12 protein-coding genes are annotated in these 14,843 nt (G+C 48.6%); 3 read left to right on the top strand and 9 right to left on the bottom strand.

Features of this window, described 5'->3' with window-relative positions; all coding sequences use genetic code 11:
• Positions 1–85: 85 nt before the first annotated feature.
• From ABID13_RS03090 to kduI, 3 genes are all read right to left on the bottom strand, one after another.
• Positions 86–793: a GntR family transcriptional regulator gene (locus ABID13_RS03090; protein ID WP_045093224.1), complete on the bottom strand. Its 708-nt coding sequence runs from the start codon at positions 791–793 to the stop codon at positions 86–88.
• 96 nt (positions 794–889) lie between these two features.
• Positions 890–1,696 (bottom strand): gluconate 5-dehydrogenase, encoded by an 807-nt coding sequence (locus tag ABID13_RS03085; protein ID WP_048929814.1) that lies wholly within the window; start codon positions 1,694–1,696, stop codon positions 890–892.
• Between the two features lie 77 nt (positions 1,697–1,773).
• Positions 1,774–2,616, bottom strand: coding sequence for a 5-dehydro-4-deoxy-D-glucuronate isomerase (gene kduI / locus ABID13_RS03080; RefSeq protein ID WP_007860601.1), 843 nt, complete (start codon positions 2,614–2,616; stop codon positions 1,774–1,776).
• A 235-nt stretch (positions 2,617–2,851) separates the two neighbouring features.
• Between kduI and ABID13_RS03075 the strand changes: the two genes are divergently transcribed.
• Positions 2,852–4,087 (top strand): 6-phosphofructokinase, encoded by a 1,236-nt coding sequence (locus ABID13_RS03075; RefSeq protein WP_007860602.1) that lies wholly within the window; start codon positions 2,852–2,854, stop codon positions 4,085–4,087.
• Positions 4,088–4,194: 107 nt separating this feature from the next.
• Here ABID13_RS03075 and ABID13_RS03070 read toward each other — a convergent pair whose 3' ends face one another.
• Together ABID13_RS03070 and ABID13_RS03065 are read right to left on the bottom strand one after the other, a co-directional pair.
• A complete protein-coding gene (locus ABID13_RS03070; RefSeq protein ID WP_007860604.1) occupies positions 4,195–5,037 on the bottom strand; it encodes an SDR family oxidoreductase in 843 nt (280 codons plus the stop codon).
• Between the two features lie 105 nt (positions 5,038–5,142).
• Positions 5,143–6,192, bottom strand: coding sequence for a mannonate dehydratase (locus ABID13_RS03065; RefSeq protein WP_007860606.1), 1,050 nt, complete (start codon positions 6,190–6,192; stop codon positions 5,143–5,145).
• 212 nt (positions 6,193–6,404) lie between these two features.
• Here ABID13_RS03065 and ABID13_RS03060 point away from each other — a divergent pair, with 212 nt between their 5' ends.
• A complete protein-coding gene (locus ABID13_RS03060) occupies positions 6,405–7,295 on the top strand; it encodes an AraC family transcriptional regulator (protein WP_007860608.1) in 891 nt (296 codons plus the stop codon).
• A 14-nt stretch (positions 7,296–7,309) separates the two neighbouring features.
• Complete coding sequence (locus ABID13_RS03055) at positions 7,310–8,305, top strand: radical SAM protein (protein WP_048929815.1); 996 nt, start codon at positions 7,310–7,312, stop codon at positions 8,303–8,305.
• A gap of 1,301 nt (positions 8,306–9,606) precedes the next feature.
• Here ABID13_RS03055 and ABID13_RS03050 read toward each other — a convergent pair.
• The 4 genes from ABID13_RS03050 to ABID13_RS03035 all read right to left on the bottom strand — a co-directional run bounded on the left by ABID13_RS03050 (position 9,607) and on the right by ABID13_RS03035 (position 14,601).
• Complete coding sequence (locus tag ABID13_RS03050) at positions 9,607–10,491, bottom strand: ribokinase (RefSeq protein WP_007860612.1); 885 nt, start codon at positions 10,489–10,491, stop codon at positions 9,607–9,609.
• Positions 10,492–10,602: 111 nt separating this feature from the next.
• Entirely contained in the window at positions 10,603–11,706 is a 1,104-nt protein-coding gene (locus ABID13_RS03045) for an alginate O-acetyltransferase AlgX-related protein (RefSeq protein WP_048929816.1), read from the bottom strand.
• A 21-nt stretch (positions 11,707–11,727) separates the two neighbouring features.
• Positions 11,728–13,200 carry an MBOAT family O-acyltransferase gene (locus tag ABID13_RS03040; protein ID WP_045093227.1) on the bottom strand — a complete coding sequence of 491 codons (1,473 nt, stop codon included), beginning with the start codon at positions 13,198–13,200 and terminating at the stop codon, positions 11,728–11,730.
• A gap of 39 nt (positions 13,201–13,239) precedes the next feature.
• Complete coding sequence (locus ABID13_RS03035) at positions 13,240–14,601, bottom strand: MATE family efflux transporter (RefSeq protein ID WP_048929817.1); 1,362 nt, start codon at positions 14,599–14,601, stop codon at positions 13,240–13,242.
• Positions 14,602–14,843 lie beyond the last annotated feature (242 nt).

Here is a 14,843-nt window from a genome sequence, read left to right as displayed (position 1 = left end):
TCTGATGCTTCTTGACCGGCTTTTCCGGTCAAGAAGATAAGCCGTCCTGAACCGTTACAAAATATTCATAAAATAAAACGGCCTGTCATATGACAAACCGTCCTTCTTCTGGTTCTTCTTCAAAATAATCTTTGTAATCCACTTCTATGGAATGGCGCATGCGCTTCATACTGTAATACAGGTGTTCCTTGAGGGATTCCTCCAACCCCTTTTCATCTCCCTGGGAGATCAGCTGAAACAATTCCTCATGTTCCCCTATGATGCGTTCAAAATCCGTTTCCGTTATAAAATCCAGCATACGGAACCTGGTGTAATGGAGCTGCTGGGCCTGAAGCATTTCCCAAAGCTTCTGGCGCTTCACTGCCCAGAACCAGATGGAGTGCATCTGCGCATCCATATGATAAAACTGTTCAGGTTCAAATCCGGGTTCCTGGGTCAAAGCCTTCTGCTGGGCAATGGCATGCCGGATGTCCTCCATGACCATGGGTGTGCGGACCTGGGTAAAATCCCTGAGTACCATGGTTTCCACCGCTACCCGCATATAGATCATCTGCTTGATATTATCCAGGCTTAAAAGAGTGACATAAGTCCCCCTGTAGGGAACGGTCTCCACAAAGCCCTGTTCCTGCAAAAGCCTGAGGGCATCCCTCACAGGAGTCCTGGACACGCCAAAGCGGTCACATATATCATTTTCACTGATCATCTGTCCAGGCTTAAGCCTCAGATCCAGGATTTCCCGCTTCAGGGTCTCAAATACAAGCTCTCCGCGGTTCTTAAAATTCTCTTCTCCCATGGTGTCACCCCCATACAGTTATCCGTCACTGATCCGATGCCTCCAGGAAATCCTGACCTGGAGGCACCTCTTTGGGGATACTTCCCCAATTTTCTGTTATTTAGGCTGCTTTCCGATATATGCCAGAATACCGCCGTCCACGTATAATACCAGACCGTTCACAAAATTAGATGCCTCGGAAGCCAGGAATACAGCTGGTCCGCCCAGGTCCTCTGCCTCGCCCCAGCGGCCGGCTGGAGTCTTGGCAATAATGAACTGGTCAAATGGATGTCTGGACCCGTCAGGCTGGATCTCACGAAGAGGCGCGGTCTGAGGAGTGGCAATATAGCCGGGTCCAATGCCGTTGCACTGGATATTGTACTCGCCGTATTCGGAAGCAATGTTCTTAGTAAGCATCTTTAATCCGCCCTTGGCTGCCGCATAAGCGGAAACAGTCTCACGGCCCAGCTCACTCATCATGGAACAGATATTGATGATCTTGCCATGGCCCTTCTTGATCATGCCGGGGATAACTGCCTTTGATACAATAAATGGAGCATTGAGATCCACATCGATCACCTGTCTGAATTCGGCAGCCGACATGTCACACATGGGGATCCTCTTAATGATCCCTGCGTTATTGACCAGGATATCGATCACGCCCACTTCCTTCTCAATTACGGATACCAGTTCATTCACAGCATCTTCGTTGGTGACATCACACACATAGCCGTGTGCTTCGATTCCCTCTTCCTTGTATGCTGCCACGCCCTTGTCCACCAGCTCCTGCTTGATATCGTTAAAAACAATGGTTGCACCGGCTCCTGCCATGGCCTTTGCAATGGCAAAACCGATTCCGTAGGATGCGCCTGTAATCAGGGCAATCTTACCTTCCAGTGAAAAATTCTGTAAATATTCGTTCATTTCCTTATCCTCCTAAAACCTGTGATATGTTCTGCATCTACTCGTTCTGCATCTGCCTGATTCTTATCTGTCTGCCCCTACATCATCTGATTCGGCATCATGGTATCCATGTCATCGAACTCCATGTTCTCTCCGCCCATGGCCCAGATAAATGTATAGTTGGATGTACCGGCTCCGCTGTGGATGCTCCAGGACGGGCTGATGACAGCTTCCTCATTCTTCATGATGATATGCCTTGTCTGGGTGGGCTCTCCCATCATATGGAATACCACGTTGTCTCCCGGAACCTCAAAGTACATATAGATCTCCATACGGCGCTCATGGGTATGGGCCGGCATAGTATTCCATACACTGCCCTCTTCCAGAACCGTCATGCCCATGGACAGCTGGCAGGTCTGAAGCACATCCGGGTGGATGAACTGGTTGATCACGCGCTTATTGGCAGTCTCGGCAGCGCCGCATGGCCTCTTGGCAGCCTTCTCAATGGGGATATAGGTGGTGGTAAAAGAAGTATGGGCCGGTGCACTTACCATGTAGAACTTGGCCGGAGCAGAGGCATCCTGGCTGGAGAAGTAAACCTCCTTGGTTCCCTTGGTAATATACAGACAGTCCTTATATCCCATGTTGAATTCCTGGCCGTCAGCTACGATCTTTCCAGCGCCTCCAATATTAAAAATACCCACCTCACGGCGCTCCAGGAAGAAATGAGTGCCGAAATTCTTCCAGCAGTCAATTCCCTTATCAATGGAAACAGTCTCGGTTGTGGGCATACATCCCAATGTCACCATACGGTCCACGTGTGAATACACGGCAACCACTTCATTCTCCACATACAGGTTCCGGATCAGGAATTCATCCCTTAATTCCTCTGTGGTATAGCGCTTCACATCTCTCTGGTTTGCAGAATAACGAATATCCATTACTTAAATCCTCCTTTGGCTGCGAGGTTGTATTCCAACCTATCAACTTGTATACAACTTTTTAAATCTGTATACAGGTTAGCACATAGTCATTTCAATTTCAATTGGCATAATATACAAAATTGGATTACATTTCTATGCATGTTTACAAGAGTGGATTGCATTGTCTTTACATTTATTATATACTCATATGCGTACTTGCCTAACATCAAAGAGAATATCAAGGAGAAGCATCATGAGAAAAAACATTCTGGTTGGCCAGTCCGGAGGGCCCACTGCTGTCATTAACGCCAGTTTATACGGAGTCATCACCGAGGGAAAAGCCCATCCTGAACACATAGACACGGTTTACGGCATGGTAAACGGAATCGAGGGTTTCCTCTCAGGCCGCTGCATGGATCTTTCACAAGAGCTGACCGCGGAGGACCTTTTGCTGTTAAAGCAGACCCCGGCGGCATATCTTGGCTCCTGCCGCTATAAGCTTCCCGAGAATCTGGACGCCCCTGTTTACGGGCTTTTATTTGAAAAATTCACCTCACTGGGCATTGGCGCCTGCCTTTATATCGGCGGCAATGACTCCATGGATACAGTGGACAAGCTGTCCCGCTGTGCCCGTCTGCGCCATGAAAACGTATCATTCATTGGGGTACCTAAAACCATAGACAACGACCTTCCTGTCACGGACCACACACCGGGTTACGGCAGCGCTGCCAAATATGTGGCATCCACGGTCAGGGAAATATGCCTGGACGCCTCGGTATACCAGCAGCCCGCAGTCACTATTGTGGAGCTTATGGGCCGCCATGCCGGCTGGGTCACTGCGGCCAGCGTTCTGGCAAGAAAGCACCCTGGAGACAACCCTCTCCTTATCTATATGCCGGAAGTTCCCTTTGACATGGAACAGTTTTTGGAAAATGTAAAAAATGCCCTGGATCAGCAGCCCAATGTGGTGGTCTGCGTATCCGAAGGCATCAGGGATAAACATGGAAGATTTATTTGTGAATATGCCAATGAGGCCAGCCTGGACACCTTTGGCCACAAAATGCTCACTGGAAGCGCCAAGCTTCTTGAAAGCTATGTGCGCAATCGCTTCCATGTAAAAGTCCGTTCCGTGGAACTGAATGTAAATCAGCGGTGCAGCAGCCTGCTGGCATCTGCCGCGGATGTGCACGAAGCAGTCCTGTCCGGACGAACCGCTGTTCAACAGATGCTGGGCGGCGCCACCGGGTGCATGGTCACCTGTTCCCGCCGCCATACCCCTTCCTATGAATTGGAATACGGGCTGACGGATGTCTGCAATGTCTGCAACAAGGAAAAGGGCTTTCCGGTGGATTGGATCACCCAAAAGGGTACGGATATCGGTCCCCAATTCCTGGAGTACGCACTGCCTCTCATTGCAGGGGAACCGGAGCGGATCATGGAGCTGGGCCTTCCCAAATATCTCAGCCGTTCCAGGAAAACACCTGCCTGATGAACCTTATGTTGGGGTATTGCGGACATTTAGGAGCAGCTTAGGCGAGGGGGATCAAAGGACATTCAAGGGATGTATGACAGAACATACGTAACGGAACATGCATGTTAAACCCCTGCATTTGCCCCGAATCCCCCGTCCACAGGCAGAACCACCCCGGTGATAAAACCGGCAGCCTCGTTATTGAGAAGGAAAAGCAGGGCCCCATTGAGTTCTTCCGGCTTTCCGAACCGGCCCATAGGGGTTGCGGCCAGTACCTTGGCCGCCCTGGCTGCCGGGGCGCCGTCCTCCTCATACAAAAGCCTCTCATTCTGCCGTGTCACAAAAAACCCCGGCGCAATGGCATTGACCCGGATGCCTGCCCTGGCAAAATGCACGGCCAGCCACTGGGTAAAATTGCTGAGAGCCGCCACGGCCCCGCTGAATACCGGTATCCTGGTCAGGGGCCGCTTCGCACTGGCAGAGGAAATATTCAGGATATTGCACCCGTCCCTTCCCACCATATCCTTTGCAAACACCTGACAGGTAAGGAATGCCCCCAGGAAATTCAGATCCAGCACCTTCTGTATGCCCCCATATTCCAGATCGAAAAATGTGACCACATCCCCTTCAATGTCGCCCATCTCAAAATACTCCTTGGATGTATTGGCGCAGGCCTGGTTGCCTCCTGCTCCGTTTACCAGGATATCACAGGGGCCCAGTTCCGCCAGGACCCTGGCATGGACGCTTTCCAGCATATCCTTGTCCATTACATCCACCTCATAGGCCGAGGCGGTGCCGCCCATGTCCCGTATCTCGCCTGCAATTTTCTCAGCCGCCTCCAGATTGATATCCAACAGGGCCACTGATGCCCCTGCCCCTGCCAGAGTCCTGGCAAACATACCGCACAAAATCCCGCCCGCTCCTGTGACCACAGCCATCTTTCCGGTCAGATCCGTTCCGAATACCATACCTTTAACCTCCCTCCATTTGGTTTTGTACATGGTTTCTATGTAAAAAAAGGGACCAGCGCACTCTACCCTGATCCCTTTATTCGATCTATCCATGAAAGTCTATTACTTGCTCATCTTCTCCACTGCCTCAAACAGACCGTTGAGATATGTTGCGCCCAGAGCCCTGTCGTACAGACCATATCCTGCGCGTCCTGTCTCACCCCAGATCATACGTCCGTGGTCAGGTCTCACATAGCCGTCAAAGCCGTTATCCACCAGTGCCTTTACAATTCCGAACATATCCAGGGAACCGCAGGAAGACAGATGTGCTCTCTCCTCAAATCCATTGTCCAGAACAGCCACATTTCTGATGTGTGCAAAATGGATCCTGCCCATGGCAGCATACTTTCCGGCCATTCTCACCACATCGTTTTTAGCGGAGCAGCCCAGGGAACCGGTACACAGCGTGATACCGTTGTGCTTGTCATCCACCAGCTTTAAGAAGCGGTCCAGGTTCTCCTCGCAGGTAATGATTCTCGGCAGACCGAAAATGCTCCAGCATGGGTCATCCTCATGGATTGCCATGTTCACATCACACTCTGCCGCAACCGGGATCACTCTTTCCAGGAAATATTTTACATTATCCCACAGCATATCCTCGGTCAGGTTATTGTACTCCTCAACAACTGCCTTTAATCCTTCTCTTGTGTAGCTGGAATCCCATCCCGGAAGAGTCAGATCGCTGTCGCTGTTCAGAGGATTCACTGCGTCCACCTGCTCCTGATAATATACCAGTGAAGTGGATCCATCACCCAGCTCATGGTCCAACTGGGTTCTTGTCCAGTCAAATACAGGCATGAAATTATAGCATACACACTTGATACCGGCTTCAGCCACACGGCGGATGTTCTCACAGTAGTTCTCAATATATTTATCCCTGGTTGGCTTACCCAGCTTGATATCCTCATGAACCGGAATACTCTCGATCACATCGAATCCAAGGCCCGCATCCTCAACCTGCTTTTTTAACTTGGCAATGCTTTCACGGCTCCATACCTCACCTACCGGCACATCATAAACAGCTGTTACAATAGACTGCATTCCCGGGATCTGGCGGATGTTCTCCAAGGTTACCTTGTCATCTTCTCCGTACCATCTGAATGATAATTTCATGTATAAACTCCTCCTTAAAATTGTTGGTTAATGGATGTCCCTTTATTTAATTTTATTATATCAGATACAGCATTCCCGTCCATAGTGATACTTGCCCAACATATTGCAAATGTTGTTGTTTCATGCTAAGATTGGGTAAAATAATACCTCACCACACGGTTTATACCTGCTCCTGCGCCCGCGCACAAACTGCCCCAGAAAGGAAACTCCCTGTGAAAAAACAGATATCCTCGGACTTTAATACAAGACAATACATGCAGCCCGTTGACTTTGAGCTGTTTTATTACAATGACACTACCTTAAAATCCGTGGCTGCCCATGAACACGATTATTATGAATTCTATTTTTTCCTGGAAGGCGATGTACAATACCATGTGGGAAACAAAAGTTATCATCTGGAGTACGGTGACTGTCTGCTGGTCCCACCCTCCACTCCCCACTATCCGGAATTTCTTTCCCATGACAAACCATACCGCCGCTTTGTATTCTGGCTGGGAGCGGATTACTTCAAAACACTGCGCCAGGCAGATGAGGAGCTGGCTTATGGTTTTGACTATGCCCAGAGCCATCAGACCTACCGTTTTCATACCGACACCATCACCACCCAGGAGATACAGGGTAAGCTTACGGACCTGATCGAGGAGTCGGCCAGCGGCCGCGCCTTCCATCGCCTGACGGCAGAACTTATGGCCGTGTCATTTTTGGTATATATCAACCGGCTGCTTTATGACAGCCTTCACCAAAAGTCAGTGGTCTATGAAAATGTGCTCTACCTGAACATCTGCGACTACATTAACCGGCATTTGGAGGGTGATCTGAGCCTGGACAGCCTGTCCTCCTTTTTTTATGTGAGTAAATATCACATATCCCACATATTTAAGGACAATATGGGGATCCCCCTTCACCAGTATATCCTGAAAAAGCGCCTTCATGCCAGCAAGAACGCCATCCTGTCCGACCAGCCCATCAGCCATGTTTACCATCAGTACGGTTTTAAGGACTACACCAGCTTTTTCAGGGCCTTTAAAAAGGAGTACGGTGTCTCCCCCAAGGAATACAGGGAACATCACCGCCTGCCGGAACAGCAGGACTATACCATTTAGGAGAACCATGAGCCATGAATCAGAGAATCCCCATACCATTTGACAGATATACCGCCTGTACCCTATGCCCCAGGGCCTGCAGTGTCAACCGCCTGGAAACCACCGGCTACTGCGGCTGCGGCCATGAGCTGAAAGCTGCCAGGGCTGCCCTCCACCACTGGGAGGAACCGTGTATCAGCGGTCCTGAACAGGAAAGAGGCGGAAGCGGGACCGTGTTCTTTTCCGGCTGCACCCTAAGATGCTGCTTTTGCCAAAACTGGGAACTGAGCAGTGACAATTTCGGCAAAGTACTGACCGCAGAAGAACTGGCGCAGATTTTCCTGAATCTTGAATCCCAGGGGGCCTACAACATCAACCTGGTCACTCCCACCCAATACCTGCCCCACATCACATCTGCCCTGGATATGGTGCGGGACAGACTTACCATACCCGTTGTCTACAACTGCGGCGGATACGAAACCACAGAGATGATTCTGGCCCTAAAGGACTATGTGGATATATGGCTTCCTGACTTCAAGTATTATGATAACCGGCTTGCCCTTAAGTATTCCAGGGCATCTGATTACTTTGAGCAGTCCTCTGCCGCCATCCGGCAGATGATCCGTCAGACCGGCGCCCCTGTATGGCAGGATCACAACCCGGACCAGGATCACAACCCGGACCAGGATCACCTCCCAGGCCAGGAAAGCGTCTCCTCCTTTCCCCTGCTGAAAAAGGGCGTTATCATACGCCATATGGTCCTTCCCGGACACAAGGATGATTCCATTGCCCTGCTTCACTGGATGAAAGATCATCTGCCTGAAGGCCGGTATCTGATCAGCCTTATGAGCCAGTATACCCCCTTTCACCACAGCAGCGAATATCCCGGCCTGAACCGCCGCATCACCACCTACGAGTACAACCGTGTGGTGGACACAGCGATTGAACTGGGTCTGACTCAGGGGTTTATGCAGCAAAAGAGCAGCGCCAGGGAAGAGTATACCCCTCCCTTTGATCTGGAGGGACTGTAAATTAGGAAAACAGCGTAACTCCAACAAAAAAGCGCCTACCTGCCAGCATTTCCTTTTCCCTGGCCTGTAAAACGCCTGATTCCACTCATTCCATATACATATCTTCAGAGCATGTCTCAACTGTGTGTGTTTCAAACGTGCTCTAAACAACAAGGAAGACGAGTATCGAATCTTTGACTAACCACGTTCTCGATTACGATACTCGTCTCCAGACTATCTCGTCCATTGGACCAAGCCTCACTTTTCTGAAACAATTGTTTCTTTTTATTTCTATATTAAGTTGTTACACCATTCTACTATCTGCTACTTCGCTCTTACTACTTCATCTAACTACTTATGTCTGATCCATTTTCCTTACTTCTTTGTACCCTACTATCCGGTATTAATTGAATTCGTTCTAATGATACTTTCTCGTCATATCACTAAACCGATATCTGATCTTTTGATTAATACTCTTGAGATAGTTTCATGAAAATGTTATCATCCATTGTTTTATAAATGTTTCACTTTTTAACAGCTTGTATCTTTAAATTATTTCTTTAAATACTGCAATTGCTTTTTAAACTTTCCAATTTGTTAACTTATTTCTTTATATTAAATGGTTTTCCTTTGTAAACTTACTCATTTACATTAAAACTTCTTTAATCTTTGAAACTCTGTTACTCTTTGAATCGTTTCCCAATCGACTGGATTCTTTTGTTTCTTTAAATCAATTACTTAAAATTACTTTACTGCCTGAGCGTTTCACTTTTTAGTAGATTGGCTTTTCCTGGTCTAATATATAATAAAATTTCTTTTACTATATATTAAACTAAAATTAAGTCTTTGGTGGTCCGTACCTCCTTTGCTTGGATTTTATTACTTGTGAACTGATTGTCTACAGTTCCTTGAATTCTTTTTTGTTCTCTGTTCTTTTGTTGTCTTCATTATAGTAAATGGCATTCTATTTGTCAACACTTTTTTAATTTTTTTATTATCTTTTTAGTTTATTTATATTTAAATCCAATTAATTACAATTGTTTCCGTTTTAATACAATTTCACCCTTGATTATTGTACTAATTGTTTAAATATTCTGATAATTTTAGAATAATCAAACGATTGCTCCCCCTTCCTGTGGCGGATTTCCGGTTTTTCGTAGACAGTGACTCCCTACGGCTTTTCTTAATGATCTTATTTCCGTTCTCAACAACACAAAAATAAAATGAAAGCCGCCATTCCATTGTTTGGCAAAACAAAAACATGGAATGACGGCTTTTTAGATCACCTGTTTTCTTAATGTATTCTTCTGTGTACCCTTTGATCAGAACCCGTCTACCTCATCCCTGGAAGGAATGGATGGAGCTGCCCCCTGGCGTGAGACAGCGATCGCCGCTGCCTTTGCAGCCCATTCAAGAGCTGCAGCGGCATCCATGCCCTGCACCAGGCCTCCGATAAAAAATCCGGTAAAGGTATCCCCGGCAGCGGTGGTATCCGCCACCTCCACCTTATAGATCCCCTGCTTTAACAGGCGTTCCCCGTCCCAGTAAAGGGAACCGTCACCTCCCAGGGTCAGGACGATCCTGGCTCCCGGAAACTTGGCGGACAGCTTTCTAAGGAGCGCTTCTCCCTCTCCCTGCTCATTGCATATATCCCCTGCCTCGATTTCATTTAACAGGAAATAATCCACATATTCCAGTGGATATTCCCCTATCCTGTGATCCATGGGCGAGGGGTTTAATACGATCTTCATCTGTTTCTCATGGGCCTTTTCCATGATATAACCGATCTCGCTGATCTCATTCTGCAAAACCAGGTAATCCCCTGCCTCAAAGTGTTCCATGACTTCATCCACCATGGATTTTGTGATCTCCTGATTGGCGCCGCCGTAGAGAAGGATACAATTCCCTCCGTCTTTTGCCTTCTGGATAATGGCATGTCCGGTCTTACCTTCCAGCACTGCGATCAGCTCCGTGTTAACACCGGCACTTTGAAGCTGCCGGATCAGGAAGTCCCCGTCTCCTGTTCCCACCGCGCCTGCATGCCAAACCTCAGCCCCGCTTTTGCTCAGGGCAATGGACTGGTTTAACCCTTTTCCGCCGGAAAATACATTCATGCTGTCTGACGACAATGTCTCCCCACCCCTTACAAAATGATCCACACTGTAGGTATAGTCAATATTCAATGAGCCATAATTCAAAATCTTCATGTACGTTCCTTCTCCTTTTCTGCTTCTATATTGAGTATTGCACAGCATTACATGCTATCCCATCTGATTATACGATATTTTATCCATTTACAAAAGATGTAGTTTAAAAAATCATTCCGCGTCCAAGGGAGGCAGCATCTTTTCTACATCCTGTGGAATCCTGGTCAGATCCCTCTCCACGATCTGGTACACAATGGCATCCGGCGGATTCTCCTCCAGCATAGTATAGTCAAATGCCTGCCAGTGGTAAAAGTCCACATTTGCAAAATATCTGGGCAGTTTATCCATCAATGCGGTTCCAAATGAGTCCCTGATAACCGCGATCTGCCTTTTGTCCGGAGCTCCCGGGGTGGACATATGGAGTATGTTTTTATCCCCGTTCACATCCTCTGCATTGACTGTCAGCTCATCCCTGTAACCGGTCACCACCGCATTCTCTTCACTGCAGAACCGTTCCGGCAAATGGAACAGGTTCACCAGATCCCCGGGAGTCCCCTGCTCATAAGTTACGGTCACACCCTCAATGGGTACCGGCGTACCGCCCAGGGCTTCTATGATCATCTGCGTTCCCACGTATCCCCCTGCAAAATTCCAGTGGGTATCGGTCTTGTAGTACCAGGTATAGTCCCTGTTGGCATTAAAATATTCCCTGGGGTCCAGCACCGTGATACCGGAGTGTTCACGGAGATACTCTTCCAGCTGGGCAGGCCTGTTCCCCTCCCATACGCGGCCGTAGCAATCCGGCATGTATTCCCTGTAAACGCCTTCTTTATTAGGCGGTATCATTACGATAAACGGGATCCCCCTGCTCTCATAATAATCTGCCGCCCGTATGATCTGATTCCCGATCCATGCAACATCATCCGGATAAAAGGGCTCCGTGCCCAGCGCATCGTACAGGCTCATGCCTCCTGCAAAAAAATACCAGCCGTCTTTTCCTCTGATCACATCCTGGTTATCCGCATATCCGAACAGCTTTAAGTTCAGCACTGAATTGGCGCTGAGAAAGCGGTTTCTGAAAGCCGCATGGTCGTTGATGTAACTGTCCACCGCTGAGGGAAATGTTTCATATGTATCCGCTTCAAACACAGGAAATTCCGCAAGGGTCCGGTTCTCCGTCCCCCCGCCATCCCCCTTGCCCCCGGCCAGCATAAACAGCAGGTTGGGAAGGAGCACAAGCGCCCAGAATCCCCCGATCAAAATCTTTTTTATCATAAATGTACTCCCTTATGTATGTCAGAATCTGAAGTAGATAAACGCCTGATAGGTACTGCTGACCATGAGCATTGTACAGAGAAGGAGCAGGAATGCCATAACCGCCACATCCAATACCCCCATGCGCTCTTCATCAAACAGCCGCTTTTTAAGCCCAGGAAACAGCTGCTGAACAGGACCGCAAAAGCATACTGCAAGTATCAGGAGGAAAATGATCCGATTGTCCATAAAAATACGGAGATTCCACAGGCCTGCCTTTGGAACCAGCATGGCAGTGACCATGACCTTGGCCTGGTGAAGGTTCTGCACACGGAACAGCAGCCACCCGAAAGCTACCACCACCAGTGCGTACACGTGGTTCAGCACCTTATATGGATTCTTATCCAAAAGCGTTCCGATCCACAGACGCTCCGCCACGATAAATATCCCGTAATAGATGCCCCAGCAGATAAAATTCATGCTGGCTCCATGCCACAGTCCCGTTGCAAGGAACACCACAAACAGATTGACGCAGGTCCTATTAAGGCCCTTGCGGTTGCCTCCCAGGGGAATGTAGAGATACTGCTTAAACCAGGTGGATAAGGATATATGCCACCGCCTCCAGAACTCACTGACAGAGGCGGACAGGTAGGGGAAATTAAAATTTTCCTGATAGGTAAAGCCAAACATACGCCCCAGTCCAATGGCCATATCCGAGTAACCGGAAAAATCATAATAAATCTGGAAACTGTATAGAATGACTGTAAACCACACCATGGCCGTGCCCAGCTGCTCCAGGGGAAGTTCCCAGATCCGGTCCACCACCTGTCCAAACATATTGGCAAATATCATCTTTTTGGCAAGTCCGCAGACAAACCGCTTGATGCCGTAGGCGTGCATGGAAATGCTCTCCCTGCGGCCCGTGATCTGCGGTTCCAGTTCATTGTATCTTACAATGGGACCTGAAAGGATCTGTGGAAACAGCGATATATAAAGGGCAAGCCTGAACATATTTTTCTGCACCGGCTTTACGCCCCGGTATATGTCGGCTATATAGGAAATGGCTTGGAAGGTATAAAAGGAAATGCCGATGGGCAAAGGAATGTTTCTGGGTGTAAATCCATCTTTTCCCGCAATGGTATAAACCAGTTCCAGGAAAAAATTAAAGTATTTGAAATACCCCAGCAGGCAGATGTTTGCTATGACGCAAACGGCCAGGGCCAGCTTTTTCCTGCCCAGCCTTTTCCTGTCCGGTTTCATTTCTCCCGGCCCTTTTTCATCGGATGCTTTCACACCTGGCCCTCTGTCAAGGCCCGCAATGACAAGGCCAAATACATAATTGACCAGAATGGATAAAAGCACCAGCACCACATAGCGGGGTTCCCCCCATGTATAGAATATCAGGCTGGCGATCAGCAGGATCGCATTTTTAAGTTTCCGCCCCGGCATCAGGTAATAGATCAGGGCCAGAGCAGGAAGGAAAAACCATACAAAGGTAAGTGAGCTGAACAGCATAGAGTAATGTTACCTTTCTTTTGCATCTTTTATTGGCATCTAAATCATGGGCATTGCATCCTGTTTCGGAATCTTGCGGCGTATCTTGCGGAAGGTGATCATGTGGGCTGCCGCGGTGATGGCCCAGGACACCGGATATGACAGATATAGGACATCCAGGGAATGATATGCTGCAAATACAGTGAACACCCACAGCACACGGAATCCGCAGGCCCCTGTCAGTGAAACGAACATGGGAATAATGGAGTAACCAAGGCCGCGCAGGCTTCCCACCATACAGTCCATGATGCCGCAGAGAAAATAGGTGGTGCAGATGATCCCCAGCCTCAGCATACCGTATCGCAGCACTTCCGGGTCAGAGGAATAGATCCCAAGCAGCATCCTGCCGCCCAGCACGGCCGTCAGCCCTAAGGACAGGCCAACTCCGGTGACCACCCCCAGGCATATGTACATGATCTTATTGATCCTGCTGTATTTCCTGCCGCCCAGGTTCTGGCTGGTAAAGCTTAGATTGGTCTGATACACCGCGTTCATGGCCGTATACACAAACCCCTCTATATTGGAGGATGCTGTATTTCCCGCCATGGCAATGGAGCCAAAAGAATTGACCGAGGACTGGATCAGCACATTGGAAATGGAGAATATGGCTCCCTGCATTCCTGCCGGAAGTCCGATCTTTATGATCCGCTTCAGCTTCTTGGGATGGATCCGCAGGTTCTTAAGGGACAGCTTCAAGGCTCCGGGCGCTTCCATCAGGCTCTTTAACACAAGCAGGGCCGATATATGCTCGGATATAACCGTGGCCCACGCCACACCGTCCACCCCCATGCCAAGGCCGATCACAAAAAACAGGTTCAGAACCACGTTCACTATACCGGCCGCAAACAGGAAATAAAGAGGGCGCCTGGTATCCCCGATGGCTCTCAGGATCGCTGCGCCGAAGTTGTACAGCATCAGCACAGGCATTCCCAGAAAATAGATCCGCATATACAGCACGGACTGGCTCAGCACATCATCGGGAGTCCCCATCAGGTGCAGCAGAGGTTTGGCTGCCACCAGGCCTAAGACCACCAGGAACAGTCCGCTGAGGACACTTGTGGTAATGGCCGTATGGACCGTTTCGCTCATGTCCTTTTCCCTGCGGCCTCCATAGTACTTGGCCACCAGGACATTGACACCCACGGACAGGCCCACAAACACATTGATCAGCAGATTGATCAGGGCCGAGGTGGATCCCACTGCCGCCAGGGCACTGCTGCCTGCAAACCGTCCCACCACAATGATATCCGCTGCATTAAACAAAAGCTGCAGGATTCCTGACATCATTAAAGGCACGGAAAATAAAAGGATCTTGCCCAAAAGCGGACCGTTGCACATGTCTATTTCATATGACTTTTTCATCTCGCGTAAACTCCCTGTATACTCCTTTTTTCTGCTGTTTTCCGCAGTATCGGTACGTTCTTATCAGTTTAGCACAGGGGCTGTTTTTTTACAATGGTCTGAATCAACGAATTAAACGCTGTTTCAGATCTTTTTTGAGAATTATTCTTGACTTTTCTTCCAATGTCACGTAAAATGTAGCAAGTGATAAGGGAGTAATTGGCATGCGCTGCATGTAATAAGGTCAACACGCTGATAGATTC

Source organism: Enterocloster citroniae (assembly GCF_040545455.1).
Lineage (GTDB): Bacteria > Bacillota > Clostridia > Lachnospirales > Lachnospiraceae > Enterocloster > Enterocloster citroniae.
The sequence above is the reverse complement of the archived record's forward strand: the minus strand, read 5'-3'. Positions and strand labels throughout refer to the sequence as shown.

What these genes read in the sequence shown, in the direction of transcription:
- ABID13_RS03090 (WP_045093224.1), bottom strand. Translation starts at nt 793, where the DNA reads ATGGGAGAAGAGAATTTTAAGAACCGCGGAGAGCTTGTATTTGAGACC.
- ABID13_RS03085 (WP_048929814.1), bottom strand. Translation starts at nt 1,696, where the DNA reads ATGAACGAATATTTACAGAATTTTTCACTGGAAGGTAAGATTGCCCTG.
- kduI (WP_007860601.1), bottom strand. Translation starts at nt 2,616, where the DNA reads ATGGATATTCGTTATTCTGCAAACCAGAGAGATGTGAAGCGCTATACC.
- ABID13_RS03075 (WP_007860602.1), top strand. Translation starts at nt 2,852, where the DNA reads ATGAGAAAAAACATTCTGGTTGGCCAGTCCGGAGGGCCCACTGCTGTC.
- ABID13_RS03070 (WP_007860604.1), bottom strand. Translation starts at nt 5,037, where the DNA reads ATGGTATTCGGAACGGATCTGACCGGAAAGATGGCTGTGGTCACAGGA.
- ABID13_RS03065 (WP_007860606.1), bottom strand. Translation starts at nt 6,192, where the DNA reads ATGAAATTATCATTCAGATGGTACGGAGAAGATGACAAGGTAACCTTG.
- ABID13_RS03055 (WP_048929815.1), top strand. Translation starts at nt 7,310, where the DNA reads ATGAATCAGAGAATCCCCATACCATTTGACAGATATACCGCCTGTACC.
- ABID13_RS03050 (WP_007860612.1), bottom strand. Translation starts at nt 10,491, where the DNA reads ATGAAGATTTTGAATTATGGCTCATTGAATATTGACTATACCTACAGT.
- ABID13_RS03045 (WP_048929816.1), bottom strand. Translation starts at nt 11,706, where the DNA reads ATGATAAAAAAGATTTTGATCGGGGGATTCTGGGCGCTTGTGCTCCTT.
- ABID13_RS03040 (WP_045093227.1), bottom strand. Translation starts at nt 13,200, where the DNA reads ATGCTGTTCAGCTCACTTACCTTTGTATGGTTTTTCCTTCCTGCTCTG.
- ABID13_RS03035 (WP_048929817.1), bottom strand. Translation starts at nt 14,601, where the DNA reads ATGAAAAAGTCATATGAAATAGACATGTGCAACGGTCCGCTTTTGGGC.